This window comes from Levilactobacillus brevis ATCC 14869 = DSM 20054 (genome assembly GCF_001433855.1).
Classification (GTDB): Bacteria; Bacillota; Bacilli; order Lactobacillales; family Lactobacillaceae; genus Levilactobacillus; species Levilactobacillus brevis.
This window is the reverse complement of sequence record NZ_AZCP01000005.1, coordinates 121,200-147,173: the sequence shown is the minus strand read 5'-3', so window position 1 is coordinate 147,173 and position 25,974 is coordinate 121,200. Positions and strand designations below refer to the sequence as shown.

The following is a 25,974-nucleotide window of genomic DNA, read 5'->3' as shown; positions in this document are numbered from 1 at the left end:
GGCGGGAACCATCCCCGCCACACAAACATCTTTACTTTATTCGACACCCACTTCAGCCCGAACCACATCCGCAATTCGATCAACATAGGCTGCCACAGTTTCTTCCGTTGGCACCTCTGCCATCACCCGTAACAAGGGTTCAGTTCCTGAAGGCCGAACTAACACACGGCCGTCACCATTCATTTCCTTTTCTACAGTCGCAATCATTGCCTGTACCTGCGGATTCGTCAAGGCCGCTTGCTTATCTGACACCTTGACGTTCACCAGCTTTTGTGGATAAGTCTTCACGTCTGCGGCCAGCTCTGATAACTTCTTACCGGTAACTTTTAAGATATGCAGTAATTGTAGACTAGTCAGTAACCCATCACCGGTCGTATTAAAGTCTAAAAAGACAATGTGACCAGACTGTTCGCCGCCCAAGTTATAGCCTGACTTCCGCATTTCTTCAACAACATAACGGTCACCAACTTTGGTCTTCACCGATTGTAAATCATGAGCTTCCATCGCCTTATACATACCGAGGTTACTCATCACCGTCGTCACAATCGTGTCTTTTTTCAGACGGCCATGTTCTGCCATGTACTTTCCACAAATGTACATGATCTTATCACCATCAACCAAATGGCCTTCTTCGTCAACCGCGATACACCGGTCACCATCACCATCAAAAGCCAACCCAATCGCTGCGCCCTGATCAACCACAAATTTTTGCAATTGTTCAGGATGCGTTGAGCCCACTTGATCATTGATGTTTAACCCATTCGGCGTCGTTGCAATCGTATCAAAATCTAAATTAAGATCGGCATATAAGCGAGACACTAATCCACTGGTTGATCCATTGGCAGAATCAACGGCGATGTGCAAACCATCCAAGTCATCAGCAATCGTTTGTTCCAAGAACTGAATGTATTTCTGACTACCTTCTGAGTAATCCTCAACGGTACCTAAACCATCAGTCGTTGGTCGCGGTAAGTCATCCGTTGGCGCATCCAAGAGTGCTTCAATTTCCTCTTCCATCTCATCGGACAACTTGTAACCATCATTACCAAAGTACTTAATCCCGTTGTATTCAACTGGGTTATGCGAAGCTGTAATCATGACACCGGCTGCCGCACCTTGCGTCCGCACTAGATAAGCCACAGCAGGCGTCGTAATCACACCTAAGCGCAATACTTCGATCCCTACTGATAATAGACCAGCGACCAAGGCATTCTCTAACAATTCGCCAGAAATCCGGGTATCGCGAGCTACCAAAACTTGGGGATGGGCATTTTGACTATCAGCGTGTTGCGTCAAGACATACCCGCCAAATCGACCAACTTTAAATGCCAACTCAGGTGTTAGTTCCTGATTAGCTACGCCACGGACTCCATCAGTTCCAAAATACTTCATCACAAAATTCCTCATTTCTCAAATTGTTTACTTACTTTGTTGTCGCCTTGACCGTCACTTTAATCGTGGTCGGATCAAACGCCGTTACGTTATTATCACTCGTGTCCAGTGTGACCGTCTTAGTTGCTTGACTCTTGACGTCACTGACATCTACGTCCACATCAACCTTACTAAGCTTCTTTAGCTGTGTCGCACTACCGTAAGCGGTGACCTTGGTGGTGTCACTGCTTAGTTTATACGTCGTTCCGGACGAGCCGTTCTTCGCGTTCAAGTTCACGCCAACCTTTTTACTTTGACCATCCGAGGTAATGGGTAAATTCACGGTTGTAGTTGATGGCGTCAAAATGACATTCACAGTTTTACCACTACGATCAATGGCCTCAATAACCGCCTGACTACTAATCGTTTTCTTGGTGTTAGCGGGAACCGTCAATTGAGCAACGACCTGCTTGACCCGTGATATTTCATTAGCGGCGCCCGTTGCTTTGACCGTTGTCGTATCGGAAGTTGCCTTCCCGGCTGAGTAACCAGCCGCAATATTTTGGCTATTATAACGAACCTTAACCGGGAAAGAGACCGTACGCCGTGGTTCGATATCTACGGTAATCTTCTCAGGCTTAATCGTCGACTCAATTTCATGATTAAGTCCTTCTTGATGTAAGGTGACTTTGTGCTTGCCTACGCCTAGATCGCTTAAGGCCGCATAGACCTTAAAATTCTGGGTGTTGGCGGTTGTCGTGACTAACGCCAACGGTCCCTTCAAGGTCACCTTTACTTTTTGCGGATACCCGGTAACAAAATACTTATTACTGTTAACATTAAGCTGTAAAGGAACCGATACCGTCATTGTTTTGGTGGCCGTCAAAGATGTGGTACTGCCAGTAGAACTTGACTGATTATTACTAGACGACTTCGTACTATTAACATATGAGAAAAGTAGAATCGCTAAGATTAACGCCAGAATACGGTAGAGCCACGTTGTATAACGCTCATTTTTCATTAGCGCCGCCCCCCTCTAAACCGTTGATCCACCCAATCCATCGCCTTAACAAAAATATTGTTCGTGGTGGCTGGTGCTTCTTGATTCATGAGTTCATTTCGCAAGAACTTCAGGTAATCGGTCTGGGTTAATCCCCGTAAAAGCTCGTTGTTCTTGGTGATGGACACTTCACCCGTTTCCTCAGAGATTACGATGGTCAATGCATCTGTAACTTCCGAAATCCCAACGGCGGCGCGATGACGCGTCCCCAGTTCTTTAGGAATAAGATTACTTTCGGATAGTGGTAAATAGGCTGCAGCGACCGCCACGCGATTATCGCGAATGATCACAGCCCCATCATGCAGTGGGGTGTTGGGAATAAAGATATTGATCAATAATTCACCTGTTAGTTCTGCGTCCAGATCAATCCCGGTTTCAATATAGTCTTCCAGCCCTGTGTCCCGCTGAATTGTCATCAACGCCCCAATTCGACGTTTTGACATATACTGAATGGCCTTGTCTAAACCATCGATCACTTTATTGGCAGCTTCATTTTCATGTCGGACCCGCACAAATAGTGAGCCTCGACCCAGATGCTCCAAGCCGCGCCGAATTTCCGGTTGGAAAACAATGATGATCGCAATAACTGACCAGTTAATCACCTGATCCACTAACCATGAAACGGTGTTCAAGCCTAAATAAGCGCTAATAAACCGGACAATTAGAATTAAGATGACGCCTCGAAAGAGTTGAATCGCTTTCGTTCCCCGTAACATGACAATGAGTTCATAAATCACGAACCAAACAACTAAAATGTCGAGTAGGTTCACCAAATGCCCCAAAGTCAGGAGATTTCCCCAATCCAGGTTCATAACTTTCCCTCCAAATTGAATTCAAATTTTATTATAGCACGGCCCCGCAAACATTTCGCCCTGATTCACATAATCCAGCGCAAAGTCCCATTTTAACCGACTAAAATGCTTATGGATTTCTTAAAGTCTATATTAGGGGGTCATTATTACTTGGATAATCTGTTAACATAGAAGTCATATTCTGTCCGCTTACAGCGCCGGCGCTGTAAAATAGAGGTAGTTAGTTGTGAAAGGTCTGGTGATTGCTTATGAGTCGGCGTGCCCGCTGGGAAATTCGGGGATTTTTCATTGCCTGGTTAATTTTTCTCTTTTTCCGGGCAAAAGATCCCTTTGGTTTTCTTGTCCTTAATACCTTTTTGGGATACATTCCGATTGAACTGAGCTTCCATATCGGTAAACAACGTCCGCGTAGTGGCTGGCTTTTTTGGCCATTGGTCTTGATCTGGTTACTCTTTTATCCAAACGCGCCTTATCTACTGACTGACCTCTTTCACCTTTCGCTCCTGCAACCATACGCGGTTAGTGGATTACTTCGGGTAACTCCACACTTATGGATCTATTTCACTTATATGCTGACCAGTGCCGTTAGTTGCGCCTTCTTGGGTTTCTGGAGCTTGAACTATGTCAGTCACGTGCTAACTGCCCGAATAGCTCATGATAACCGTGGCGTACGGTTGCTAGTTGTCTTAACCTTAACATTCTTAACCTCCGTTGGCGTCTACATTGGCCGGTTCTTACGTATTCATACCATCTATCTCTTCTTGAATCCAGAACAATTTATTCGACCACTACTAAATATGTGGACCAGTAATTTATGGATTTTCGTTGGTCTAATGACCTTTATCCAACTATTCTGCTATTGGATTTTGCATATTATTATGGCGAATAATCCTTCTAAATCGGCTGAATGACTAACACCATCAAAAAAACTCGGTGACCCCCATCAGGGACCACCGAGTTTTTATTTAGCCATCTTCACTATTCAAAGACATCACGAGCACGTTTTCTGAGTAATTCACGTATTGCCGCAAATGTGATGCCATATTCCAAGTAATGTTTCCGGCTTCCAACAAGGTCTGGATACCGGAACGCTCGGCTCCCAAGGCTCGGACCCGCATCTTGTTAATCTGATGCTGATACTGTTCCTCATGACCGGGCGCCGTTTCTGCTTTAGCTCGTTCAATTCGATTTCGATATTGAACCAATAAATGGTAGACCGCTTGGTTATCGAACTGGGTCTCATCAACGTCTGAACTCGCCAAATATTGCGATAACGCTTTGATGGCGGCCTTAGACGTTTCTCGTTCAATCAAGTGGTTCTCTGCATGTAACCGCTCCGTATCCTCTGAGTGCAGCCAGTAAGCCGCGTTACGGAACATATGCTTGAAAAAGACTCGCCAATATCGCATAACACTTGGCATCGTATTTCCTGCTACCTGAGTCAACCGACTTTCTAGATTTTCAATTCGCCGCAAGGCCCCAACATAACTAGTTTGCGTAATTTTTTCAGCCTGTCGAAGTTCTTTAAGTGAGGCCCGTTCACCAGCCAAGGCCACTTGTCGTAATTTAATCTCATCGGCTAAGACCTTTTGCATAGCGGTATCCGCGCGATAGTTCATTTCCAACCGACGAATGATAAATTGATAATCCAAAATCAAATCATAGGCTGCCCGCTGATTGTCCGGTCGGCGCATCTCTTCAATCTTCGAGATGGCTAACCGCATGATGTACGCCCGCGCTTCGTCCTCACTAATCTGTCGGACTTGATTGGCGGGAATCTCATCGCCATCAGCATCTAAATCAATCTCATTGGCACCTTCATCACTAGCACTCGCCCGTGTTTGTAACGGTTGCTTAGACGTTGAAATTAATGGCAACGTCACCGTGGCAGCCACCAAACTAATAATAATGACACCCGATGCCACAAACAGCATCAAAGAACGGGTGGGAAAACTCGCACCAGAAGCAATAGTTGCTGGCACCGATAATACCCCGGCCATGGTCACAGCGCCTCTGACGCCTGAAAGCCCCGACAGAAGAGACATCCGAAAACCTGGACGATCCTTGGGCGCTTTGTGATTTAATCGTTCAAATAACACATAACCATACGTCCAAGCCGTTCGAATGGCAACCAAAATAACCCACGCCATAAACGCAAAGAACAAGGCTTCCCACGTATTGAACTGGCCGCCCTTGATCACTTCAGAGGTTGCGACTGGCAGCTCAATTCCTAAGATCACAAAGACAATCCCATTCAAAGAATAGATAATAATATCCCAGACCTTTTCCGTAACTAACTTTAACTCCGGCGAGTCATCAACGATCCGATTCTCCCGGGCATGATACAATACACCGGCCGTAACCACGGCAATCACGCCAGAAGCATGCGTAATCTCTTCGGTCACTAGATAAATCACAAACGGCGTCGCAATTTGAAGCACCGTATTGAAAATCACATCATCGATGCCTTGGCGCCGCAGGACATCCATTAATAACTGAATAGCCGTCATAAAAATTAACCCGGATAAGAACCCGACAACACTGATATAAAAGAAATCCCCCACGGCCGTTCCAGCCGAGAAAGTTCCCGTGACCGTCGCCGCAATCGCATATTTAAACGCAATCAGGCCACTGGCATCATTGATTAAGCTCTCACCGCTGACCAAATGCATCAGACTCGCTGGTAACTTAGCTTGCTTAGAAATTGACTGCACCGCCACCGGATCAGTTGGTGACAAAATAGCCGCCAACGCTAACGCCACGGTAAATGGCATCTTCGGAATCAATTCATAGATGAGAAACCCACCAAGAATTGTCGTTAGAAATACCAGCCAAATGGCATTAGCGAAGATTGGCCCCCGCAACCGCCACAATTCTTGTCTTGGAAAGCGCCGGCCATCGTTATACAGTAATGGCGCAATGAATAGCAGCAAAAACCAATCCGTTTCCAGCGGCACTTCGAATTGCCACACTAATGCGACCACTAAGCCAAGTGCAATCTGAATTAAACTAACCGGAATAAACGTGAGGTAGTGACTGATAATATTGGAAAGTAACACTAACACAATTAACAGAATCACTGCTTCAACTATAGGCACATAAGGTCACTCCTTTTTATTTTTGAGTCGTTGGTTCTTCACCAATAATACGGACCTCAGTTTCTAAGGTCACTCCATCTTTTTCTAAAATAACGGCTTGGATATGGTGAATTAGTTCCAGATAATCCGTTGCAGTTGCATGGTCAATGTTCACAATAAACCCAGCATGTTTGGTCGACACTTGGGCGCCACCCCATTTCAAACCTTGCAACCCAGCTTCTTGAATCAACTGACCCGTATAATGTCCAACTGGACGCTTAAAGACGCTCCCACAGGATGGTAGTTCTAGCGGTTGTTTAGCAGCCCGCCGTGCATTCAAGTCATCCATTTGGGCTTGAATTGCGGCACCATCCCCAGGAGTCAGCGCAAACGTTGCTGTCAAGACGATATCATGATAATCCTGAATCGAACTATGCCGATAGCCAAAATCAAGTTCTGTTTGATTTAAGGTCCGAATCTCGCCTTCTGGCGTCAAGACCTCAGCGGCAACTGCCACGGTGCTAATCTCACCACCATAAGCCCCAGCGTTCATAAAGATTGCCCCCCCAACACTACCAGGGATGCCGGCGGCAAATTCCAAGCCACTTAATGCATGTGCTTGGGCCACTTGCGTCGTCGTAATCAATGCCGCTCCCGCCTCAGCGGTGACCGTATTACCGGCTGTTGTAATGGCCGCCATCTGTGTCAGAATCATCACTAAGCCACGAATACCACCATCTCGCACAATCAGGTTACTAGCGTTCCCAACTACTGTGACGGGTAAGCTAATCTGATTGGCATATGCTAACAGTGACTTGGTCTCCTGGACATTTGTTGGAAAGGCCAAGTAGTCGGCGGGACCCCCAGTCTTCGTGTGGGTGTAATGCGCTAAAGGCTCATCACGCAAAATCTTAATTGCTGGAAATGCCGTCGCTATATCTGCCATCATCATGAATTTTCCCTCGTTCCGCAAAGATTTAAGTATCGTTTGGTTAATTACCGATCAAACTTTTTGAACATTAATAGTCCTATTTTACCATGAAACACCCCCTGTTCGGTAATCAACGCTTCAATTACAGTAAAATCTAACTTTTCTGGTATACTAACAAGTAGTTGGAGGTGCCACATGAAATTTATTTCTTGGAACGTGAATGGCTTACGGGCAATTGTCAAAAAAGGGTTTGTCGAGACCTTTCAGGAGCTTGATGCTGATTTCTTCGGCATTCAAGAAACTAAGTTGCAGGCCGGACAAATTGAACTCGATCTGCCAGGCTATTATCAGTATTGGAATTATGCCGAACGCAAAGGATACTCCGGAACGGCACTCTTTACCAAACATCAACCCCTGAATGTCATCTACGGCATCGATGCGCCTGAATTTGACCACGAGGGACGAGCGATTACGTTAGAGTATCCCGACTTTTATGTCCTAACCTGTTACACTCCCAACTCGGGGAGCGGCCTTAAACGGCTTGACTTTCGTCTAGGTTGGGAACACGCCTTCTTGACCTTCATTCAAAAGCTAGATGCCAAAAAACCAGTGATTTTTTGTGGCGACCTCAATGTTGCCCATACCGAAATCGATTTGAAGAACCCCAAAACCAATCATCATAATGCCGGTTTTACCGATGAAGAACGAGCGAAAATGACCGCGCTACTAGCGGCCGGCTATACGGATACATTTCGTTACTTTAACCCAGATGTGACCGAACGTTATTCTTGGTGGAGCTACCGATTCCATGCTCGCGATAACAATGCTGGTTGGCGAATTGATTACTTTATCACCAGTCAGCGCTTGCAAAATCATCTGCAAGACGCTAAAATTCTAGACCAAATTATGGGTTCTGATCATTGTCCAGTGGAGTTGGACGTGACTGATCTCACTGTTTAATTGATAATCGAAAGGAAAGATGACCGTGAATTTTGTTGCAATGGACTTTGAAACGGCAAGTGGCAAACGCTACAGTGCCTGCTCGCTTGCCCTCACTATTGTCCGTAATGACCAAGTCGTCGACGAGTTTTACTCATTAATTAAGCCGGATACCGACTTCTTTTGGCGGAATGTTCAAATCCACGGGATTCATGAACGAGACGTTGCCAACGCCCCTACCTTCCCAGAAGTTTGGCAGCACGTTGCCCCATTCTTTCAGCGGGATCGCCTAGTGATTGCGCACAATGCCCCATTTGACAATGGCGTTTTACGCAGTAGCTTGGAACACTATAACCTGCCACCCGCCCGGTACCTGACATTAGACACCGTTAAAACGAGTCGCAAATTTTTCCCAGAATTTCCAAACCATAAGCTAGACACAGTCTGTGACGAACTTGACATTGACTTACATCATCACCACAATGCGCTAGATGATAGCCTGGCATGTGCGAATATTCTGCTTTATGAAGCCCAGCATTTTGGGACACAACCACTGAAATCCTTTGTTTCAGTCACTGCTTAGCCAAAGCTGGTGCGACCTGCTATATATTAAAAAACTAGTATCTGCCAATTTATTTTTGGCGATACTAGTTTTTTGATCACATTATTTTGCGGACCAGTCAATCGGTGCTTGTCGATCCAAGATTGTATCAATTTCCGTTAATTCAGCGGGCGTAAAGTCCAAATGATCTAAGGCCTGAACATTAGCGACAACCTGTTCTGGACGACTAGCCCCAATTAGGACGCTCGCCATCGTTGGTTGCCGTAAGTTCCATGCCAATGCCATCTGCGCCAAACTCTGATGACGGCGTTGAGCCACCTGATTGAGCGCCTGAATCGTCTGCAAGGTCTGGTCAACTTGTGCCGGATGTAAGAACGGAATCGTTGCCTTATTGGCCCGCGAGTCTGCTGGCACACCATGTAAGTATTTATCTGTCAATAGTCCCTGGCACAGTGAACTGAAACTCACCGCAGCTTGGTGCTGGTTGGCTAACTCTGGGAGTAAGTCCGTTTCAATCTGCCGATTTAATAAATTATAACGGGGTTGATTGATAATATAGGGGGTTCGTAACTCCCGAAAAATCTGGGCCATTTGCCGCGTTTGTTCCCCATTATAATTGGATAATCCCACATATAATGTTTTGCCGGAACGGACCAATTGATCCAACGCCAAAGCGGTTTCTTCCGGATCGGTTTGCGGGTCCGGTCGATGACTATAAAAGACATCAAAGTAGTCCAAGCCTGTACGCCGTAAGCTCTGGTCAGCGCTGGCAATCAGACTCTTACGTGACCCCCAATTACCATAAGGTCCAGGCCACATCACGTAGCCTGCCTTACTGGCAATAAATAACTCATCACGATAAGTGTGCAGGTCCCGGGCCAGAATCCGTCCAAAATTGCTTTCCGCACTACCCGGTTCCGGACCGTAGTTATTCGCCAAATCAAAATAGGTAATTCCCAAATCAAACGCTTGGTGAATGATTGCAGCCTGCCGATCATTAGCATCGACACTGCCGAAGTTATTCCACAATCCTAATCCAATGGCCGATAATTTAATGCCACTTGTTCCCAAAGAACGGTAAACCATCCGCTCATACCGCTGTGAAGCTGCTTGATAGATCATCTTTGTCGTCACCTTAATTTGCTGAATGTCGTTGATACACCATTTCAATAGCGGTTACTGATTGCCCACTGGCATCAATGACCGTTGTGGCCGGGTTAGCCGTCCGCTCAAAGCCCAATTTTTGATAAAGTTTAACGGCAGGTACATTACGTGTTTGGACTTCTAAACCAATTGCTTGCAGGTCACTCGCCGTTTCTAACCAATACAAGGCCTCATCAACCAATGCGGTACCAATCCCTACATGCCAGTAAGCCTTAGCAACCGCCACACCTAATTCGCCCACATTGCCCTGTGGCGTTGGCGCAACCGAACACACGCCGATCAACTGCGGTCCCACGCTGGCAACCAACAATAAGTGGCGGGTACTCTGCTGGATCTGAACCAGCTGATCTGCTTCTTGGGCGGCGCTGAGCGGTTCAGCGGCATCCGCCAAACTAAAAGTGTCACTCTCCTGTTGGAGCTGATCCATCAGGGTTAAAAGCGCCTGGGCTTCCGTTGCTTCTGGTAGCCGAATGCTGACTTCTTCACTCATGAGCCACCGCCAATTGTGCGACTAATTTTTCAAAATGCGCACCGACTGGCTCAAAGCGTAAGGTTCGTTGTGACTCTCCCGCTTCATCATCTCGTTTGAAAACGATTCGTAAATAAGCGGCCGGTAGTTCGTCCGCAATGAATTTTGACCACTCAATAACATTAACACCATCGCCATTAAAGTATTCATCTAGCCCCAATTCATCTCCACCACCATTTTCTAACCGGTAGACGTCCATATGGTACAACGGTAAACGACCGCCCTGGTATTCTCTAATAATGGTAAAGGTCGGACTTTTGACGTGCCGTTTGATGCCAAGCCCGACTGCCAATCCCTTAGTGAATGTCGTTTTACCAGCACCTAAATCGCCATCTAACAAAATAACATCTTGGGCATGTAACCCAGCTGCTAATTGTTGTCCGAGTGCCATCGTTTCTTCCGGACTTGTTACCGTTATTTCAAACACGCCTGTCACGTCCTTTTCTTCTTAACTATCTGATTACCCATAAATAATACCCGGACCGCTAATAAATCGCAATCCGGGCACCTCTTTTATCCGTTATAGTGATTGTGCCGCCGTAATGATGGCTACCTTGTACACATCTTCCTCATTACACCCACGAGATAAGTCGGAAACTGGCTTGTTCAAGCCTTGCAAAATTGGTCCGATGGCTTCGAAGCCGCCAAACCGTTGCGCAATCTTGTAGCCAATATTTCCAGATTGTAATTCAGGAAAGACGAAGACATTGGCATGCCCAGCAACCTTAGAATCAGGCGCCTTTTGCGTCCCGACACTGGGAACAAAGGCCGCATCAAATTGTAATTCACCATCTAATGGTAGGTCTGGCGCCGATTCATGGGCCAAAGCCGTTGCCTCTTGAACCTTCGTCACCATATCACCTTTGGCTGATCCTTTAGTGGAGAAGCTCAGCATGGCAACTTTGGGATCAATATCAAAGACCTTAGCCGTGTGTGCACTTTCAATGGCCACTTCAGCCATTCCGGCTGCATCCAATTCAATATTAATCGCACAGTCGGCAAATACGTAGCGTTCGTCACCCTTTTGCATGATAAAGGCCCCACTAATACGGTGAACGCCAGCTTTAGTTTTAATAATTTGTAGGGCTGGACGCACTGTATCACCAGTTGCGTGCACCGCACCAGAAACCATACCGTCAGCCTGCCCCATATAAACCATCATAGTTCCTACGTAGTTCGGATCTTTTAGCATTTCGGCAGCTTGTTCCGGTGTATTCTTACCCTTACGACGTTCAACCAACGCATCTAACATCGCCTGATGTTGATCGCTTGGCATCTGGGCTGGGTCCAGAATCGTTAACTGGCTCAGATCAATTGCATGGTTCGTTGCCGTGGTCTCAATCTGACTTTGTTTGCCCAAGACAATTGCTTTGACCAACCCATCAGCGACCAATCGACTAGCGGCACCTAAGACGCGTTCATCCTCCCCCTCGGGAAAGACGATGGTTTTATTTTGACCATTAATTTTTTGCTTGAGACTATCAAAAAGTTCCATAAATGACGACCTCCAAATAAAATATCCCACGAATCAATTCTCTTATGGTTACCCAGTTAATGTGTGTCTGAGGTTGACTCATCACTGACGGTCACCTGCTGCGGCAACTGCCAGTCAATGGGTGTTTCCCCTAATGACGTTAGTGCGATGTTGGTTTTAGAAAACGGTTTGGACCCAAAGAAACCACGATAAGCTGATAAGGGACTAGGATGTGGTGACTGTAACACAATATTTGTCTGGGTATCGATCAATTTAATTTTTGACCGCGCTGCACTCCCCCACAAAATAAAAATCACAGGTTCCGGCCGAGCTGATAACTTTTCAATTGCCGAATCCGTCAGTTGTTCCCAACCATGTCCCCGATGCGTATTAGCGGTTTTAATGCCTTCACGCACGGTCAACACTGAGTTCAAGAGCAAGACGCCCTGGTCGGCCCAATGTTTCAAATAGCCGTGTTGCACCGGTTGAACGCCTAAATCATCTTGTAACTCTTTATAAATGTTCACCAGTGACGGTGGTATTTCGGTTCCCGGTAAAACCGAGAAACTGCACCCATGCGCCTGGCCTGGATTGTGATACGGGTCTTGACCCAAAATAACCACTTTTACCTGGCTAAATGGCGTCCACTCGAACGCGGTAAAAATGTGATACATGTCTGGATCAATCCGGTAATGTTGATACTCCTCCACCAAGAAGCGCCGTAATTCTTGATAATAGGGCTTCTCAAATTCGGGCTCTAATACCGGCCACCAATCATTATGAATAAACGGTTTCATTCCCAACACCTCGGTTTTATTTTAGCATACCCGCCGCGCAAATGATATTATTCATCGCCAACCGATGAAACATGGTAGAATGAACACAGTGAGTTGTTCATTTACTGGATAAGGAGGATTCCCATGCGTGTACTTTATCTCAATCAGGCTGCCCTATCGGCTAAGGCGACATCCGTTGTTCGTGACCAACACAATCAGTCACGCTACTTACTGGTTGGTAAATGGGGACTGCGGGCCGACGTTGTCTCGGTTTATACCATTGCTGGGAGTCTAGAGGCCGAGGTCAAACAAGAAACCCTTGGCCTGCTCCCCAAGTTTCGCCTCCTTTATCATCGCCAACTCGTTGGCCGCGTCAGCAAAACGTTTGGTGTCATTCGCGAAGTCCTGTTTGTCCGAGGATTAAACTGGATTATCATGGGGAACCTTAACCATGGGCACTTTAAGATTTATCATGGTCGCGACCTCATCGCATCCATTGATCGGGTCTCCGCCTCCGGTAACACTGTCGCCTTAACGGTTGACCATCCAGACCATGAGGCCTTAGTTATCTGTCTTGCAACGATTTTGGATCGTTGGGCCAAGCATCAACAACGGCTACCGAATCCGCTGAAAGCTTGGGCACCACGAACCCTGTCTCCAGGTGAAGTAGCACCAAGCGTGGCGCGACAACCTGTAAAAAAACTAGCTGACTAATTATGATATTAATAAAAACAATCGCTATCTTCAGAATTCGTGGCTTTCTGAAAATAGCGATTGTTTTTTAGTTTCCTTGAAGCAGCCACAAGCATGCGTTGACTACACATTCAAGATTTTATTCAAAAAAACCTTTGTTCGCGAATTCTGCGGATGCTCAAATACCGTAGTCGGTGTACCCAACTCCTGAATGATACCATCATCCATAAAAGCGACCCGGTCCGCCACATTTTTAGCAAATCCCATTTCGTGAGTAACCACGACCATCGTCATACCAGACTCAGCCAATTGCTGCATCACGGCCAAGACGTCACCAACCATTTCTGGATCTAATGCCGATGTCGGTTCGTCAAATAACATAATCTCTGGTTCCATTGCTAGAGCGCGGGCAATGGCTACTCGCTGTTGCTGACCGCCAGACAGCGCATGGGGCATGGCTGTGGCTTTATCAGCGAGGCCCACTTGCGCCAACAACTTTTTTGCTCGCGCATCAGCATCAGCTCGGCTCAACCCATTAAGTTGTACGGGACCCAGCGTCACGTTTTGTAAAACCGATAGATGTGGAAATAAATTAAAATGCTGGAAAACCATGCCAATGTTTTCACGGATATGATTCAGGTTAACGTGCGGGTCACCAACCCGCTGACCGTTCACCATCACCGTCCCACTCGTAACTGATTCCAGCCCATTTAAGCACCTTAAAAACGTGCTCTTTCCTGACCCAGATGGTCCTATTAAACAGAGCACTTCTTGTTCCTGAACATCTAATGTGAGTCCTTTTAGAATTTCATTTTGACCAAACGACTTATGCAAGTCGCTAACCTGAATTTTTGCCACCATCCCTATTAACCTCCCGATGAAAAAAGGAGACAACCAAACGAACCACGTCCTGTTGTCTCCTCTCAGTATTAATAATGCTTCATCACCCGTGCAATTTGTCGATCTTGTTCACGGCGTTTAATGGTTTCTCGCTTATCAAATTCACGTTTACCTTGGGCTACCCCGATGAGGACCTTGGCAAAACCATGCTTAAGATACATCCGCAATGGTACCAACGTTACCCCTTTATCCATGGTCGCCTGCCCTAACCGCCGAATCTCCTTTTTATGCAACAAGAGCTTGCGGTTACGCAATGGATCATGGTTAAATCGGTTTCCTTGAACATACTCACTAATGTGGACATTCATGAGCCAAGCTTCATTATTGCGAATTTGGGCAAAACCATCTTGCAAGTTAACCCGTCGTTCGCGCACCGACTTGATTTCCGTTCCAGTCAAAGCAATACCAGCCTCGACCGTTTCTAACACGGTGTAATCATGACGGGCCTTACGGTTCTGCGCTAAAACATTATCTGGTGTTTTCTTGGACTTCTTTTTTGCCAAGTTGTGTCACCTCGCTTAGTGCCGGCCACCTTGCGAATTGTTCCGTTGTTGACCACCATGGTTATTGTTATTCCGATGGTTGCCACCATTGTGCGAATTCGTTGACCGTTGGTTATTGTTCCGGTGGTTCCCGTTACTATGGTTGCCACCATGCTGATTACCATTGCGGTTGTTGTTACTCCGCCCGTGATAATTGCCACCACGTGAGCGATGCTCACGATGCGGCAGTAAGTCGCTGACCGGTGCGGCCTCTGGATTTAACAGTTCAAAGTCAATTTCACTTTGTTCTTTATCAACATGAATGACCTTGACCCGAATTTCCTGGCCAATTCGGTAAGTTCGCCGCGTATTCCGACCAACCAGTGCCATATACTTTTCAACATATTCGTAGTAATCATCTTGCATCCGGCTAATATGAATCAAGCCTTCAATCGTATTAGGTAATTCAACAAACATCCCGAACTTCATGACCGAACTAACAACCGCATCGAACTCTTCGCCCACATGATCGGCCATATATTCAGCCATCTTCATGTCATTCGTATCACGTTCTGCATCAATTGCGCGCCGTTCAGCCTCAGATGTATGAACACCAATTTCTTCCAAAATTGGGGCAAACTTTTGCTTGCTGGCATCGTTAATACCGTGATCTTCATAATAGTGAATCATCCGATGAACCATCGTATCAGGATACCGGCGGATTGGTGAAGTAAAGTGGGTGTAGAATTCCGCACCCAACCCAAAGTGTCCCAAGGATTGATCCGCATACCGCGCCTGCTTCAAGCTCCGCAGCATCATAACCGACACCATGGTTTCTTCAGGCTTACCGGCTACTTGCTTTAAGACCCCTTGCAACATCTTTGGCCGTAGGTGATTAGGATCACCCTTAACATTGATCCCAAAGGCCGTTAAGAATTCGAAGAAACTCTTGACCCGATCACCATCTGGCGTTTCGTGGACCCGGTACAAGAACGGTACCTTCGCCCGGAAATAATGTTCCGCCACCGTTTCGTTAGCTGCCAACATGAAGGATTCAATCATGCGTTCAGCAATTCCACGAGTCCGCAACTGCACATCAATGGCGTGGCCTTGTGCATCCACAATAATTTCAGCTTCACGGTCATCAAAATCAATGGCCCCACGTTGCTTACGATGCTTGACCAAAATCCGGTGTAAGTCACCCATGTCTTCAAACATTGGCACCAGTTCCTTGTAACGGTCCATGGTCAATTGATCGTGGGCTTCTAAGACCTGGTTAACCGCCGTATACGTCATTCGTGCTTTTGAACGCATAACTGACGGATGAATCCGGTGCTTCACAACATTCCCGGACTGATCGATTTCCATGTCACAGCTCATACATAAGCGGAGTTCACCCTCGTTAAGAGAACAAATCCCATTAGACAAACGCCGCGGTAACATTGGAATAACCCGATCGGTCAAGTAGACACTCGTTCCCCGCTTGTAAGCTTCCTTGTCTAAGATAGAATCTTCCTTGACATAGTGGGACACGTCAGCAATGTGAACACCTAAATGATAGTTACCATTAGGCAACTTCCATACCGTTACGGCATCATCCAAATCTTTGGACGACTCACCATCAATGGTAACCAAATCTTGGTCAGTGATGTCTTCACGGCCTTTGGTTTCCTCAGGCAAGACGTGATCGGGAATTTCGTCAGCGGCCTGCATCACTTCTTCTGGAAATTCAGAAGGAATGTTGTGTTGGTAGACCACTTGTAAAATATCAATTCCGGGATCATCAACACTACCGATCACTTGCTTGGCAATTCCCACCATAGCATCGGGATGCTCTGCACTCGGATATTCCGTAATTTCAGCCGTAACAACTTCGCCCGAAGTTGGGTTTAAGCCCACGTTGGTCACATAGAACTTATACTTCATGACCTTCTTGTCCGTCAAACGAACTTGTCCCAAGTAGCCCGCATCGTCGTCGGTTTGCATAAACTCACCGACAACTTGTTCGTAATGATGCTCCACAATTTCGGTCACTTTACCTTCGGGTCCCTTACCGCTTCTGGGATCGCCTGATCGAATGATTTCGATTTTGACTGTATCGCCATTCAAAGCCCGCAAGGTATTATCAGGTGCAATGTAAGCGTCCGGCTCGATCTTATTTTCATCATAAGCCACAAACCCGAAACCCTTATCATTGCCATGAAAGATTCCCGTCAAGGTTCGTTGGCTGGGATCTAATTGGAAATGACCGTGATCGGTAACTTGAACAAGCCCGTCACGTTCTAATTGCGCCAATTCCTGCACGATGAGCTTAAATGCAGCTGAACCGTGATAATGGAGCGCATCTGAAATGCCTTCAACTGTATAGCTTTGGTCCGAATGTGATCGGAAGAAAGCTGTTAAATCTGTTTTTAAAGTATTATCTTGCACTATCTATTCCTCGTTATTTTTAAAGATTGTTTGTAAAAACGCCAAAATGTCTGTTTCCAATGCATGGTGTGCCGCATTAACCGTCAGCACATGGCCGGCACCGGCATACTCATGAAAATCAATTTGTTCAGATGGATAAGCATCTGCTAGCCATTGCCCAGAACGGGGGTCAATCATCTGATCCGCGTCACCCTGGGCAATAAAGACCGGTTGTTTGACACGCTCCAAGTGGGTCGCCGTGGTATCCGCAAATGCCTGAATTGCTGTCAATTGTGCTGGCAGCTGTTCCTTCAGCCAGGCCAAGCGCCTAGTCTGTTCATCGGCTGACAACCCTTGTGACTGATAAGCCGCCTGGGCCATTTGCATAAATGCCGCTGGCACGTTAGTCTGCCCCCGAAAGATAACGGGCGACGCAATTGTGCCACCACCCTGCAACTCTGGATCAGCCATCAAAGCCCGCGTCGCAAAGAGGCCGCCCAAAGACAACCCAAAAATGGCAATCTGTTGGTAACCTCGCTGCCGCAAATTGGCAATCGCTGCTTGCGTGTCCTGCCACCATTGCTGTGGTGAGCCCTGCCGTAAAATGTCCGCGGGATCGCCGGTTGCGTGGCCCGAAAAGATGGGCGCCAAGACGGTATAATTCTCGCCCTGAAGTCGCCGAGCCAATAACCGCATGTCGTTGGAACTACCGGAGTAAGCGTGCAGTAGAATCACTGCTTGAGGTCCCTGCTCAAAGAAGAGCGGGGTTGGTTTTCGAATCATGTAAAACCACCACTTTCCGCTATTTTAAAGTTACTCTGTAAAAAAGCCCCCTGTAACAAACAAACAGGAGGCCCACATTTTACTCTAGTGTGATGATAAATAAACTAAAGCCATTGCCAATCCAAAAAACAGGATTCCCAAAACAACTGTGACTTTTTGCATAAAAGCTTCAAACCCTCGGGGTTTCTGCTTTGCAAATAAGTCATCCGCACCACCAGATAAAGCGGATAACGCGTCGTTGGTCTTGGCGGGCTGCATCATTACTGCGATAATGATCAGCACTGCGACAATTAAAATACAGGTCATTAAAAAGTTATACACGAATTTGCCTCCTACCTATCGAATAGGTCTAATAGGTCTAACTATACTCCATCTAATTTATCATAATCAGCCACGTTTTACCAGCCCCCGGCTTCGTTAATCGCTCGGCTGGGTAGAAGAATCGTTTAAGTGGGTGAGTTGTTGTCGGACAAATGCCCGATTATGCTGATAGGTAAAAATCAACAGGGTATCTCCTGCTCTTAAGATCGTGTCACCGTTCGGAATCACCTGTCGTTCGCCACGACGGATGCCTACCAGTAAGGTATCCGGTGGCCAAGCTAAGTCCCGGACCTGCCGTCCAGCAAGCCCGGCCCCCTCATTAACGGGAAACTCCAATTGATCAGTTGGCCCATCTGACTGGGCCTTTGCGGGAACCACCATTTGTTGCAGCATGGCTTCATAAATTGGTGCCCCGCCCAAAACATCAACCGTAATGTAAGCCACAATTGCCACCACTGCCAGTGGCATTAAATGTTGAAGCGTGCCCACCATTTCAGTGATTAATAAAATTGCTGTAAATGGCGCCTTGGAAATACCGGCAAAATAACCAGCCATCGCATAAATCATAAAATTAGCCACATACATAGTCGGTAACCAACCAACAGCAACAAAGCACCGCGCGCCAATAGCGCCCAACAATGCGCCTAAGGTTAAAATAGGCAGAAAAATACCGCCCGGTAGCCCCGAGCCATAGCTAATCGTCGAAAAGACAAACCGGAGAATAAAATAACCAATTAATGGTACCAATAACGGTGTTTGCTGGGCAAACTGGACAATCAATTGATTGCCGCCACCTAAAGTAATCGGCCACCAAAGTCCCACTGGAATAACCAATAAAAAGGGGATGATTCCGTCAAACTGGCGTGGCAGCCAAGTTAATCGGCCATACCAGTGGCCAACACGGAGCGTTACCCACTGGTAGCCATAGCCTAGCCCGCCTAAACCGATCCCCAATAGGAGTAACAGGCCATAATATTTCAGCGGTAGGGCCTGCCGATAAACAATATGTAACACCGGCGTCAATCCAAAAATTTCGTTAGACACGAAGTTGGCAACAACGGCACTTGTTAGTGATGTGAGCCATACTAAGGTTGAAAAGTTGTGATAAACTTCTTCCAAAATAAACAAAGTTGCCGCGATTGGTGCGTTAAAAGCCGCGGAAAGTCCCGCGGAAGCCCCGCTGGCTATCATCAAACGACGCCGACTACCACTAAAACCTAGCCGGTCTGCCAACCCCTGAGCCACGGTACCACCCAATTGAATTGATGGCCCTTCACGTCCCAAGAATAGCCCGGACCCAATGCCTAAAATACCACTAACAAATTTCTTCCAGAGGACTGGCCACCAAGCATAGTCTAATTCACCAGCCAATTGCCCTTCAATTTGGGGAATTCCAGAACCTTTAATCATCGGTGTTTGTTTGACCCAATGACCAATCATAAGTGCCATTAACACCAATAGAATCGCCCAGGGAACTAGTCCCCACGGATGCTGACCCAACCAGCCATAGACTGCCTGAACCAAGCTTAAAAGATGTTCAATAATCAATCGGAACGTACTAACGACAATTCCGGCAAATAACCCGACTAAACACCCCAAAACAATGGCATTTAGTCGGGTTAGATCATGCTGTGTTCGTTGCTGGTGTTTCATGAGTCGCTTGCACCCCCACTAGTAAATAAATGTCTATTTACCAGTTTAGCACACATATTTCTAAGATTAAAAACGAATTCGCCGATAGACAACGTATCCTAAACATCCCCAAATACCGGCGAATCCCCACCAACTTGCGGCACTTGCCCGTTCGTTGGTCTGGGGCAGCCGACGAGTTGCATGGAGTGTTGTCGCCTTAGCTGTTGCAGTATCAGAACTTGGCACGGGCGCTCTGGCTGTCCGTAATCGCGAAGTCCGTGTATTCCGTACCCGGCGATGATTGTCCCTAAATTCTTTAGGCTTGGTCATAGACGGTGAGTGTAGGCCTTGTTTTGATGCTTGAGCCGTCGGAATGGACTGCCACCAATCACGCGGAGCTTGATGACCAACCGAAACCGGGGGACGAACTGGCGTTGGCTGTTTAGTTGGCTTATCTCCTGTCGCTCCAACAGTCGTCTGATCTAAAATGGGCTGCGGCATTGGTGTCGGGGTCGGCTGTGGCATCGGCAAGGGATTTGGTTGCGGTTTGGGAATATCTGGCGTTGGCGGTTCAGGTGTTGGTTGTGGCTTGGGAATATCTGGCGTAACTGGCTCAGGAGCTGGATCTGGTGGTGTAGGTTTATCCCCACCAGATGGCGTTTCGGCGCCCGTCACTTTCTGAACCCCAATGGTCCACGTGTCTTCCGGCTGTAACGCAAATCGTTCAGCGACTTGTGAGGCCGCCAGTTGGTACCCGGTTGGTGCTGTGATATAGACGAGTCCACCAATTTGCAGCGGTGCCTTTGATTCACGCTGACTGACAACGGTCTTTTGTTCATCAACGAAGCGCAAATGGACTTTGGCCACGTTGTATTCCATCGCTACATAGCGAATTATTCTAGCGCTACTACCTGGACGATCGGCCGCAGGTGGTATATATAACGGTTTTAACTGTGATAACTGGGGGTGCCCGGGAAATGGTTCCCCTGGAATCACTTGCTGCTTAACCGTCGCAAAGACACGTGAAGCTTTAACGCCCAATTCATCACGCGCTTCAACTTTATACATGATCTCCAACTCGTACGGTTCAGCAGCCTGAGCGCTCAGGCTCTGACTTCCCCAAACCATTCCCGTTAAGATCACGGCTAGGTGACGCACTATTCGATGCCATTTCATCATCAATTCCTCCCTCGTTAGCAATAACTCCGTAGAAATTAAGACTAGGCATGCCAAACAACAAAAAAAGAAGCAAACCCATCGCTGGGTCTGCTTCTTCATTTTCACTTTAGCTTACTTGTTGATGATGGCCATCCGCGCATCTTCATCCAAGTTGTAGAAGGAGTGAATCCCCTTGTATTCGGAAGTCTTACCTAATTGGTCTTCGATCCGCATTAATTGGTTGTACTTAGCGATCCGTTCGCCACGGCTCATAGAACCAGTCTTGATTTGACCAGCGTTCAAAGCAACAACCAAGTCAGCAATCGTGGTGTCTTCAGTTTCACCAGAACGGTGAGAGATGACAGCCGTGTAACCAGCTTGCTTAGCCATTTCAACAGCTTCAACCGTTTCAGTCAAAGTTCCGATTTGGTTCAGCTTGATTAAGATAGAGTTACCAACGCCCATCTTGATTCCCTTAGCCAAGTAGTCCGTGTTCGTAACGAACAAGTCGTCACCAACCAATTGAACCTTCTTGCCAAGACGTTCAGTAGCCATTTGCCAGTCTTCCCATTCGTTTTCATCCAAAGGATCTTCGATAGAAACAACTGGGTACTTGTCAACAATGCTTTCAAGCAAGCTAACGAATTCTTCGGCCGTGTATTCTTTACCGTCACCAACTAATTCGTACTTCTTCGTGTCAGCATTGTAGAATTCTGATGAAGCACAGTCAAAGGCAATGGCAACATCCTTACCAGGTACGTAGCCAGCGTTCTTGATTGCTTCAACCAAGATTTCAAATGGTTCTTCGTTGTTCTTCAAGTCAGGGGCAAAACCACCTTCGTCACCAACGGCAGTAGAGTAACCCTTTTCGTTCAACAAGTTCTTCAAATTGTGGAACGTTTCTGAGCCCATCCGGATAGCTTCCGTAACAGACTTAGCACCAACAGGCATAATCATGAATTCTTGGAAGTCAACCTTGTTGTTGGCGTGCTTCCCACCATTGATAACGTTCATCATTGGTGTTGGTAAAACATGACCATTGAACCCGCCTAAGTAGTTGTACAAAGGTTGGCCTAATTCGTCAGCAGCAGCACGGGCAGCAGCCAATGAAACACCTAAAATGGCATTAGCACCTAACTTACCCTTGTTTGGTGTACCGTCTAAGTCGATCATAGCTTGGTCGATGGCCCGTTGATCAGTCACATCGTAACCAATGATTTCCTTGGCGATGATGTTGTTGACGTTATCAACAGCCTTAGTAACACCCTTACCCATGAAACGACTCTTGTCGCCATCACGAAGTTCTACGGCTTCATGTTCACCAGTTGAAGCACCAGAAGGAACAATCCCTCGGCCCATTGCACCGGCTTCAGTGTATAGTTCAACTTCAACAGTTGGGTTACCACGAGAATCTAAGACTTCGCGTGCGTAAATATCAGAAATAATAGACATTTTTGTATTCTCTCCTTATGAGTGTTTGGCTTCACGGGAACAAAACGACAATCCCATGTTTCATTCTATAAGTTTAACTTTGAACTTTCAATCACATTTTGACCGAATTACAAATTTTGGTAGTTAGCCAGCTGAATAAATGAGGTTTCATCCAAACTGGAACCACCCGCTAACACACCATCCACATTTGATTTAGCCATCAAACCGGCAATATTATCTGGCTTCACACTACCACCATACAATACCCGCACACCGTTGGCCAAATCATCCGAGTAGATGTCAGCTAGTGTCTGCCGAATCAAATAACAACCCTCTTCGGCCTGATCAGATGATGCTGAGGTGCCACTACCAATCGCCCAGCTAGGTTCGTAAGCAACGACGATCTTAGCGGCATCTTCGGCACTAACCCCTTTTAAGGCTGCTGAAACTTGATTAACGACCCAATGGATCTTTTCACCAGCGGTTCGCCGACCCATCGTTTCATCACAACACAGAATAGGTGTCATGCCGTTACGAAAGACCGCTTGCACCTTACGATTAATCACATCATCGGTCTCATTAAAGTACCGGCGACGTTCCGAATGACCCACGATCGTGTAGGGAATCCCCATTTCATGAAGTGCCCGTGGGCTGGTTTCTCCCGTATAGGCCCCTTCATCTTCGTAGTAACAGGTTTCTGCAGCAATTCGCAGTGTCCCTTCAGCATTGGCATCCAGCATCGTTTGTAAAAACAACGCTGGCGCCGCCACGGCCGTTTCAATAACATCTGCCTGCGGTAATTGACCCTGTACGGCATCGATGAATTGACGTGCCTCAGTGACCGACTTATTCATTTTCCAATTGCCAGCAATGAGTGGTATTCGCAACCTCATCCACCCCTTCTAAATAATAAATTGATTACGCTCACCATCTTACCGAATTCCCGCCGGATTAGCCAGCGAAGACTCTTTATTGGTAGTAGCAATCACAACAAAAAGCCATGGTGACACCCACCACAGCTCTTCATTAATTTATTTATCAGAAATTGCAGCAATTCCTGGTAACGTCTTACCTTCAAGGTATTCCAGAGAAGCGCCACCACCAGTAGAAATGTGGGAAAGCTTGTCAGCAACACCAAGTTGTTGAACAGCAGCAGTGGAATCACCACCACCGACAATGGTCTTAGCATTCGTCAACGTACCCAAGAACTTCCCAATTTCCAAAGTTCCTTCGGCATAGTTGCTCATTTCAAAGACACCCATTGGGCCGTTCCAAACAACCGTCTTCGCATCCTTCAAGACATCCTTGAATTCAGCAACTGACTTAGGGCCGATATCCAAAGCCATGTAGCCATCTGGCACATCGCCTTCGACTGTCTTGTGTGGTGCGTCGTTGTCAAACTTCTCAGCAACCACGGAATCAACTGGTAAGACCAACTTGTCGCCGGCCTTGTCCAAGATTTCCTTAGCTAAGTCAATCTTGTCCGTTTCAACCAATGAATTCCCAATCTTCATACCCTTGGCAGCATAGAAGGTGTAGGTCATCCCACCACCGATAAGAATCTTATCAGCTTTAGCCAACAAGTTATCGATAACACCGATCTTATCAGACACCTTGGCACCACCTAGGATGGCAACAAATGGGTGTTCTGGGTTATCAACAGCACCACCGATAAAGGTGATTTCCTTTTCCATTAAGAAACCAGCAGCCGTTTGGCTCATGTTAGAAGCGATACCGACGTTAGAAGCATGTGAACGGTGCGCCGTTCCAAATGCATCATTAACGAAGACATCACCCAATGAAGCCCAGTACTTGCCCAATTCAGGGTCGTTACCAGATTCACGCTTAACGTTTTCGCCATCTTTGACGTCTTCATAACGCGTGTTTTCCATAACCAAAACATCACCGTCATTTAAGCCATCAATTGCGTCTTCAAGTTGCTTGCCTTCCGTGGTTGGAACGAAAGTGACTGGCTTGTTTAACAAGTTTGACAGGCGTTCTGCGACTGGACGCATGGACAAACCAGGCTTGTCTTCTTCCTTCTTGATCCGACCTAAGTGGGATAAGAGAATGGCCTTACCACCATGTTCAATCACATACTTGATGGTTGGTAAAGCTGCGACGATCCGGTTATCGTTACCAATAACGCCGTCTTTGATTGGGACGTTAAAATCGACCCGCATCAGGACTTTTTTGCCCTTTAAGTCTAAATCGGAAACTGTTAATTTAGCCAATTTGGAATCCTCCTTGAAAATATCATTTAAAAGATTACTTTCACAATATACAGCACTTATCCCAGAAATTCAAAGGACTTATGCGATTTTTTAATCGACTAACAAAAACGTGGCGGAGAAATTACCTCCCTCCGCCACGTTCGTGAGTCTTATTTTAAAATGTTGAATCAGCTTGTAGATTAGAGCGTTGCAAAGTGCAATAACGTCCGAACCATGTTACAAGTGAAGCCCCATTCGTTGTCGTACCAAGCAACTGTCTTAACAAGTTGCGTGTCACCGGCAGTCGTAACTTCCGTTTGGGTTGGGTCAAAGACAGAACCATGGTCGTCGTCGATGATATCAGTTGATACGATTTCGTCAGCATTGTAACCAAAGGCTTCGTTACCTTCAGTGTGCTTCTTCATTGCATCGTTGATTTCGTCAGCAGTAACCTTCTTGTCCAGAACGGCAACTAATTCAGTCAAAGAACCATCAACAACAGATACCCGTTGTGCATGGCCTTGTAACTTACCCTTCAAGTCAGGGATAACCAAACCGATAGCCTTAGCGGCACCAGTTGAGTGAGGAATCGTGTTAACACTGGCAGTCCGGTTGTTACGCATCTTCTTGCCACGAGGGCCATCTAAGATTTGTTGCGTAGCAGTGAAGGCATGGATCGTCGTCATAGTCCCGGCCTTGATCCCGAATTCTTCATTCAAGAAGTAAGCCATTGGGGCTAAACAGTTGGTCGTGCAAGAACCAGCAGAAACGATGATGTCATCCTTGCTCAAAACGTCCAAGTTAACGCCAGGAACAACCGTCGTAACGGCACCGGCTGGAGCAGATACTAATACCCGCTTAACACCAGCATCGATGTGGGCGTGAGCCTTTTCTTCAGAAGTGTAGAAACCGGTACATTCAAGGACGAAGTCAACGCCGTCATTCTTAACCCAAGGAATATCTTGAGCCTTTGGTTCAGCGTAAACTGGGTATTCCTTGCCGTCAACTACGATACCCGTATCCGTAGCAGAAACTTCGCCAGGGAAACGACCATGAGTTGAGTCATACTTTAACAAGTAAGCTAACATTGAGGGCGTCGTCAAATCATTGATGGCAACAACTTCGATGTCATTTGACTTGAGTTCGTGAATCCGCTTGAAAGCTAAACGGCCGATACGGCCGAAACCATTAATACCAATCTTTACAGTCATACTGTGATTTCCTCCTTCAGGAAGCAAACAAAGAATATTTTTTTAA

25 protein-coding genes are annotated in these 25,974 nt (G+C 46.7%); 4 read left to right on the top strand and 21 right to left on the bottom strand.

Translation table 11 applies throughout. From position 1 onward, the window contains the following. Window positions 1–36 precede the first annotated feature (36 nt). Genes glmM through cdaA form a run of 3 tightly spaced genes read right to left on the bottom strand, consistent with a single transcriptional unit; the run spans window position 37 to window position 3,243 of the window. Window positions 37–1,392, bottom strand: a complete 1,356-nt coding sequence (gene glmM, locus FC61_RS10545; protein ID WP_035464359.1) for a phosphoglucosamine mutase — start codon at window positions 1,390–1,392, stop codon at window positions 37–39. Between the two features lie 31 nt (window positions 1,393–1,423). Next, the gene (locus tag FC61_RS10540) at window positions 1,424–2,392 is read right to left on the bottom strand and encodes a CdaR family protein (RefSeq protein ID WP_021741416.1); all 969 of its coding nucleotides are present in this window, start codon (window positions 2,390–2,392) and stop codon (window positions 1,424–1,426) included. Beyond that, window positions 2,392–3,243: a diadenylate cyclase CdaA gene (gene cdaA, locus FC61_RS10535; protein WP_021741417.1), complete on the bottom strand. Its 852-nt coding sequence runs from the start codon at window positions 3,241–3,243 to the stop codon at window positions 2,392–2,394. The genes FC61_RS10540 and cdaA overlap by 1 nt, the downstream gene beginning before the upstream one ends. A 248-nt stretch (window positions 3,244–3,491) precedes the next feature. Between cdaA and FC61_RS10530 the strand changes: the two genes are divergently transcribed. Then, the gene (locus tag FC61_RS10530) at window positions 3,492–4,154 is read left to right on the top strand and encodes a DUF1361 domain-containing protein (protein ID WP_021741418.1); all 663 of its coding nucleotides are present in this window, start codon (window positions 3,492–3,494) and stop codon (window positions 4,152–4,154) included. Window positions 4,155–4,208: 54 nt separating this feature from the next. Here the strand turns inward: FC61_RS10530 and FC61_RS10525 are convergent, their stop codons facing one another. After that, window positions 4,209–6,341, bottom strand: coding sequence for a cation:proton antiporter (locus FC61_RS10525; RefSeq protein WP_021741419.1), 2,133 nt, complete (start codon window positions 6,339–6,341; stop codon window positions 4,209–4,211). A 16-nt stretch (window positions 6,342–6,357) separates the two neighbouring features. Next, window positions 6,358–7,272 (bottom strand): UDP-N-acetylmuramate dehydrogenase, encoded by a 915-nt coding sequence (gene murB, locus FC61_RS10520; RefSeq protein WP_021741420.1) that lies wholly within the window; start codon window positions 7,270–7,272, stop codon window positions 6,358–6,360. A 174-nt stretch (window positions 7,273–7,446) separates the two neighbouring features. Between murB and FC61_RS10515 the strand changes: the two genes are divergently transcribed. Both FC61_RS10515 and FC61_RS10510 read left to right on the top strand, forming a co-directional pair. Continuing rightward, window positions 7,447–8,211, top strand: coding sequence for an exodeoxyribonuclease III (locus FC61_RS10515; protein ID WP_021741421.1), 765 nt, complete (start codon window positions 7,447–7,449; stop codon window positions 8,209–8,211). A gap of 25 nt (window positions 8,212–8,236) precedes the next feature. Beyond that, window positions 8,237–8,773 carry a 3'-5' exonuclease gene (locus FC61_RS10510; protein ID WP_011667453.1) on the top strand — a complete coding sequence of 179 codons (537 nt, stop codon included), beginning with the start codon at window positions 8,237–8,239 and terminating at the stop codon, window positions 8,771–8,773. An 81-nt stretch (window positions 8,774–8,854) separates the two neighbouring features. Here the strand turns inward: FC61_RS10510 and FC61_RS10505 are convergent, their stop codons facing one another. The 5 genes from FC61_RS10505 to FC61_RS10485 form a co-directional block, all read right to left on the bottom strand. Continuing rightward, window positions 8,855–9,871 carry an aldo/keto reductase gene (locus FC61_RS10505; protein WP_035464389.1) on the bottom strand — a complete coding sequence of 339 codons (1,017 nt, stop codon included), beginning with the start codon at window positions 9,869–9,871 and terminating at the stop codon, window positions 8,855–8,857. Between the two features lie 16 nt (window positions 9,872–9,887). Continuing rightward, window positions 9,888–10,406, bottom strand: a complete 519-nt coding sequence (locus tag FC61_RS10500; RefSeq protein WP_021741423.1) for a GNAT family N-acetyltransferase — start codon at window positions 10,404–10,406, stop codon at window positions 9,888–9,890. Next, window positions 10,399–10,872, bottom strand: coding sequence for a tRNA (adenosine(37)-N6)-threonylcarbamoyltransferase complex ATPase subunit type 1 TsaE (tsaE, locus tag FC61_RS10495; protein ID WP_035464361.1), 474 nt, complete (start codon window positions 10,870–10,872; stop codon window positions 10,399–10,401). The genes FC61_RS10500 and tsaE overlap by 8 nt, the downstream gene beginning before the upstream one ends. A 93-nt stretch (window positions 10,873–10,965) precedes the next feature. Beyond that, complete coding sequence (pta, locus tag FC61_RS10490) at window positions 10,966–11,940, bottom strand: phosphate acetyltransferase (protein ID WP_021741425.1); 975 nt, start codon at window positions 11,938–11,940, stop codon at window positions 10,966–10,968. A gap of 56 nt (window positions 11,941–11,996) precedes the next feature. Next, a complete protein-coding gene (locus FC61_RS10485; protein WP_021741426.1) occupies window positions 11,997–12,716 on the bottom strand; it encodes a uracil-DNA glycosylase in 720 nt (239 codons plus the stop codon). Between the two features lie 123 nt (window positions 12,717–12,839). Between FC61_RS10485 and FC61_RS10480 the strand changes: the two genes are divergently transcribed. After that, window positions 12,840–13,409: an LURP-one-related/scramblase family protein gene (locus tag FC61_RS10480; protein ID WP_021741427.1), complete on the top strand. Its 570-nt coding sequence runs from the start codon at window positions 12,840–12,842 to the stop codon at window positions 13,407–13,409. Window positions 13,410–13,511: 102 nt separating this feature from the next. On the opposite strand, the gene FC61_RS10475 is transcribed toward FC61_RS10480, so the two are convergent. The 11 genes from FC61_RS10475 to gap form a co-directional block, all read right to left on the bottom strand. Continuing rightward, window positions 13,512–14,249 (bottom strand): amino acid ABC transporter ATP-binding protein, encoded by a 738-nt coding sequence (locus tag FC61_RS10475; RefSeq protein WP_021741428.1) that lies wholly within the window; start codon window positions 14,247–14,249, stop codon window positions 13,512–13,514. Window positions 14,250–14,317: 68 nt separating this feature from the next. Continuing rightward, window positions 14,318–14,791, bottom strand: coding sequence for an SsrA-binding protein SmpB (gene smpB / locus FC61_RS10470; protein ID WP_011667445.1), 474 nt, complete (start codon window positions 14,789–14,791; stop codon window positions 14,318–14,320). Window positions 14,792–14,806: 15 nt separating this feature from the next. Continuing rightward, complete coding sequence (rnr, locus tag FC61_RS10465) at window positions 14,807–17,200, bottom strand: ribonuclease R (RefSeq protein WP_021741429.1); 2,394 nt, start codon at window positions 17,198–17,200, stop codon at window positions 14,807–14,809. Between the two features lie 3 nt (window positions 17,201–17,203). Beyond that, the gene (locus FC61_RS10460) at window positions 17,204–17,962 is read right to left on the bottom strand and encodes an alpha/beta hydrolase (protein WP_021741430.1); all 759 of its coding nucleotides are present in this window, start codon (window positions 17,960–17,962) and stop codon (window positions 17,204–17,206) included. A gap of 84 nt (window positions 17,963–18,046) precedes the next feature. Then, the gene (gene secG, locus FC61_RS10455; protein ID WP_011667442.1) at window positions 18,047–18,283 is read right to left on the bottom strand and encodes a preprotein translocase subunit SecG; all 237 of its coding nucleotides are present in this window, start codon (window positions 18,281–18,283) and stop codon (window positions 18,047–18,049) included. A 96-nt stretch (window positions 18,284–18,379) separates the two neighbouring features. Next, entirely contained in the window at window positions 18,380–19,936 is a 1,557-nt protein-coding gene (locus FC61_RS10450; RefSeq protein ID WP_021741432.1) for a ClC family H(+)/Cl(-) exchange transporter, read from the bottom strand. Window positions 19,937–20,002: 66 nt separating this feature from the next. After that, the gene (locus FC61_RS10445) at window positions 20,003–21,094 is read right to left on the bottom strand and encodes a hypothetical protein (protein ID WP_235803832.1); all 1,092 of its coding nucleotides are present in this window, start codon (window positions 21,092–21,094) and stop codon (window positions 20,003–20,005) included. Window positions 21,095–21,205: 111 nt separating this feature from the next. Beyond that, on the bottom strand, window positions 21,206–22,525 hold the full coding sequence (gene eno / locus FC61_RS10440; protein WP_021741434.1) for a phosphopyruvate hydratase: 1,320 nt from the start codon (window positions 22,523–22,525) through the stop codon (window positions 21,206–21,208). Between the two features lie 107 nt (window positions 22,526–22,632). Beyond that, window positions 22,633–23,391, bottom strand: a complete 759-nt coding sequence (gene tpiA, locus FC61_RS10435; protein ID WP_035464362.1) for a triose-phosphate isomerase — start codon at window positions 23,389–23,391, stop codon at window positions 22,633–22,635. A 144-nt stretch (window positions 23,392–23,535) separates the two neighbouring features. Continuing rightward, window positions 23,536–24,738 (bottom strand): phosphoglycerate kinase, encoded by a 1,203-nt coding sequence (locus FC61_RS10430; RefSeq protein WP_011667437.1) that lies wholly within the window; start codon window positions 24,736–24,738, stop codon window positions 23,536–23,538. 179 nt (window positions 24,739–24,917) lie between these two features. Beyond that, window positions 24,918–25,928 carry a type I glyceraldehyde-3-phosphate dehydrogenase gene (gene gap, locus FC61_RS10425; RefSeq protein ID WP_011667436.1) on the bottom strand — a complete coding sequence of 337 codons (1,011 nt, stop codon included), beginning with the start codon at window positions 25,926–25,928 and terminating at the stop codon, window positions 24,918–24,920. Window positions 25,929–25,974: the final 46 nt, after the last annotated feature.

What these genes read in the sequence shown, in the direction of transcription:
- glmM (WP_035464359.1), bottom strand. Translation starts at nt 1,392, where the DNA reads ATGAAGTATTTTGGAACTGATGGAGTCCGTGGCGTAGCTAATCAGGAA.
- FC61_RS10540 (WP_021741416.1), bottom strand. Translation starts at nt 2,392, where the DNA reads ATGAAAAATGAGCGTTATACAACGTGGCTCTACCGTATTCTGGCGTTA.
- cdaA (WP_021741417.1), bottom strand. Translation starts at nt 3,243, where the DNA reads ATGAACCTGGATTGGGGAAATCTCCTGACTTTGGGGCATTTGGTGAAC.
- FC61_RS10530 (WP_021741418.1), top strand. Translation starts at nt 3,492, where the DNA reads ATGAGTCGGCGTGCCCGCTGGGAAATTCGGGGATTTTTCATTGCCTGG.
- murB (WP_021741420.1), bottom strand. Translation starts at nt 7,272, where the DNA reads ATGATGATGGCAGATATAGCGACGGCATTTCCAGCAATTAAGATTTTG.
- FC61_RS10515 (WP_021741421.1), top strand. Translation starts at nt 7,447, where the DNA reads ATGAAATTTATTTCTTGGAACGTGAATGGCTTACGGGCAATTGTCAAA.
- FC61_RS10500 (WP_021741423.1), bottom strand. Translation starts at nt 10,406, where the DNA reads ATGAGTGAAGAAGTCAGCATTCGGCTACCAGAAGCAACGGAAGCCCAG.
- pta (WP_021741425.1), bottom strand. Translation starts at nt 11,940, where the DNA reads ATGGAACTTTTTGATAGTCTCAAGCAAAAAATTAATGGTCAAAATAAA.
- FC61_RS10485 (WP_021741426.1), bottom strand. Translation starts at nt 12,716, where the DNA reads ATGAAACCGTTTATTCATAATGATTGGTGGCCGGTATTAGAGCCCGAA.
- FC61_RS10480 (WP_021741427.1), top strand. Translation starts at nt 12,840, where the DNA reads ATGCGTGTACTTTATCTCAATCAGGCTGCCCTATCGGCTAAGGCGACA.
- FC61_RS10475 (WP_021741428.1), bottom strand. Translation starts at nt 14,249, where the DNA reads ATGGTGGCAAAAATTCAGGTTAGCGACTTGCATAAGTCGTTTGGTCAA.
- FC61_RS10460 (WP_021741430.1), bottom strand. Translation starts at nt 17,962, where the DNA reads ATGATTCGAAAACCAACCCCGCTCTTCTTTGAGCAGGGACCTCAAGCA.
- FC61_RS10450 (WP_021741432.1), bottom strand. Translation starts at nt 19,936, where the DNA reads ATGAAACACCAGCAACGAACACAGCATGATCTAACCCGACTAAATGCC.
- FC61_RS10445 (WP_235803832.1), bottom strand. Translation starts at nt 21,094, where the DNA reads ATGATGAAATGGCATCGAATAGTGCGTCACCTAGCCGTGATCTTAACG.
- eno (WP_021741434.1), bottom strand. Translation starts at nt 22,525, where the DNA reads ATGTCTATTATTTCTGATATTTACGCACGCGAAGTCTTAGATTCTCGT.
- gap (WP_011667436.1), bottom strand. Translation starts at nt 25,928, where the DNA reads ATGACTGTAAAGATTGGTATTAATGGTTTCGGCCGTATCGGCCGTTTA.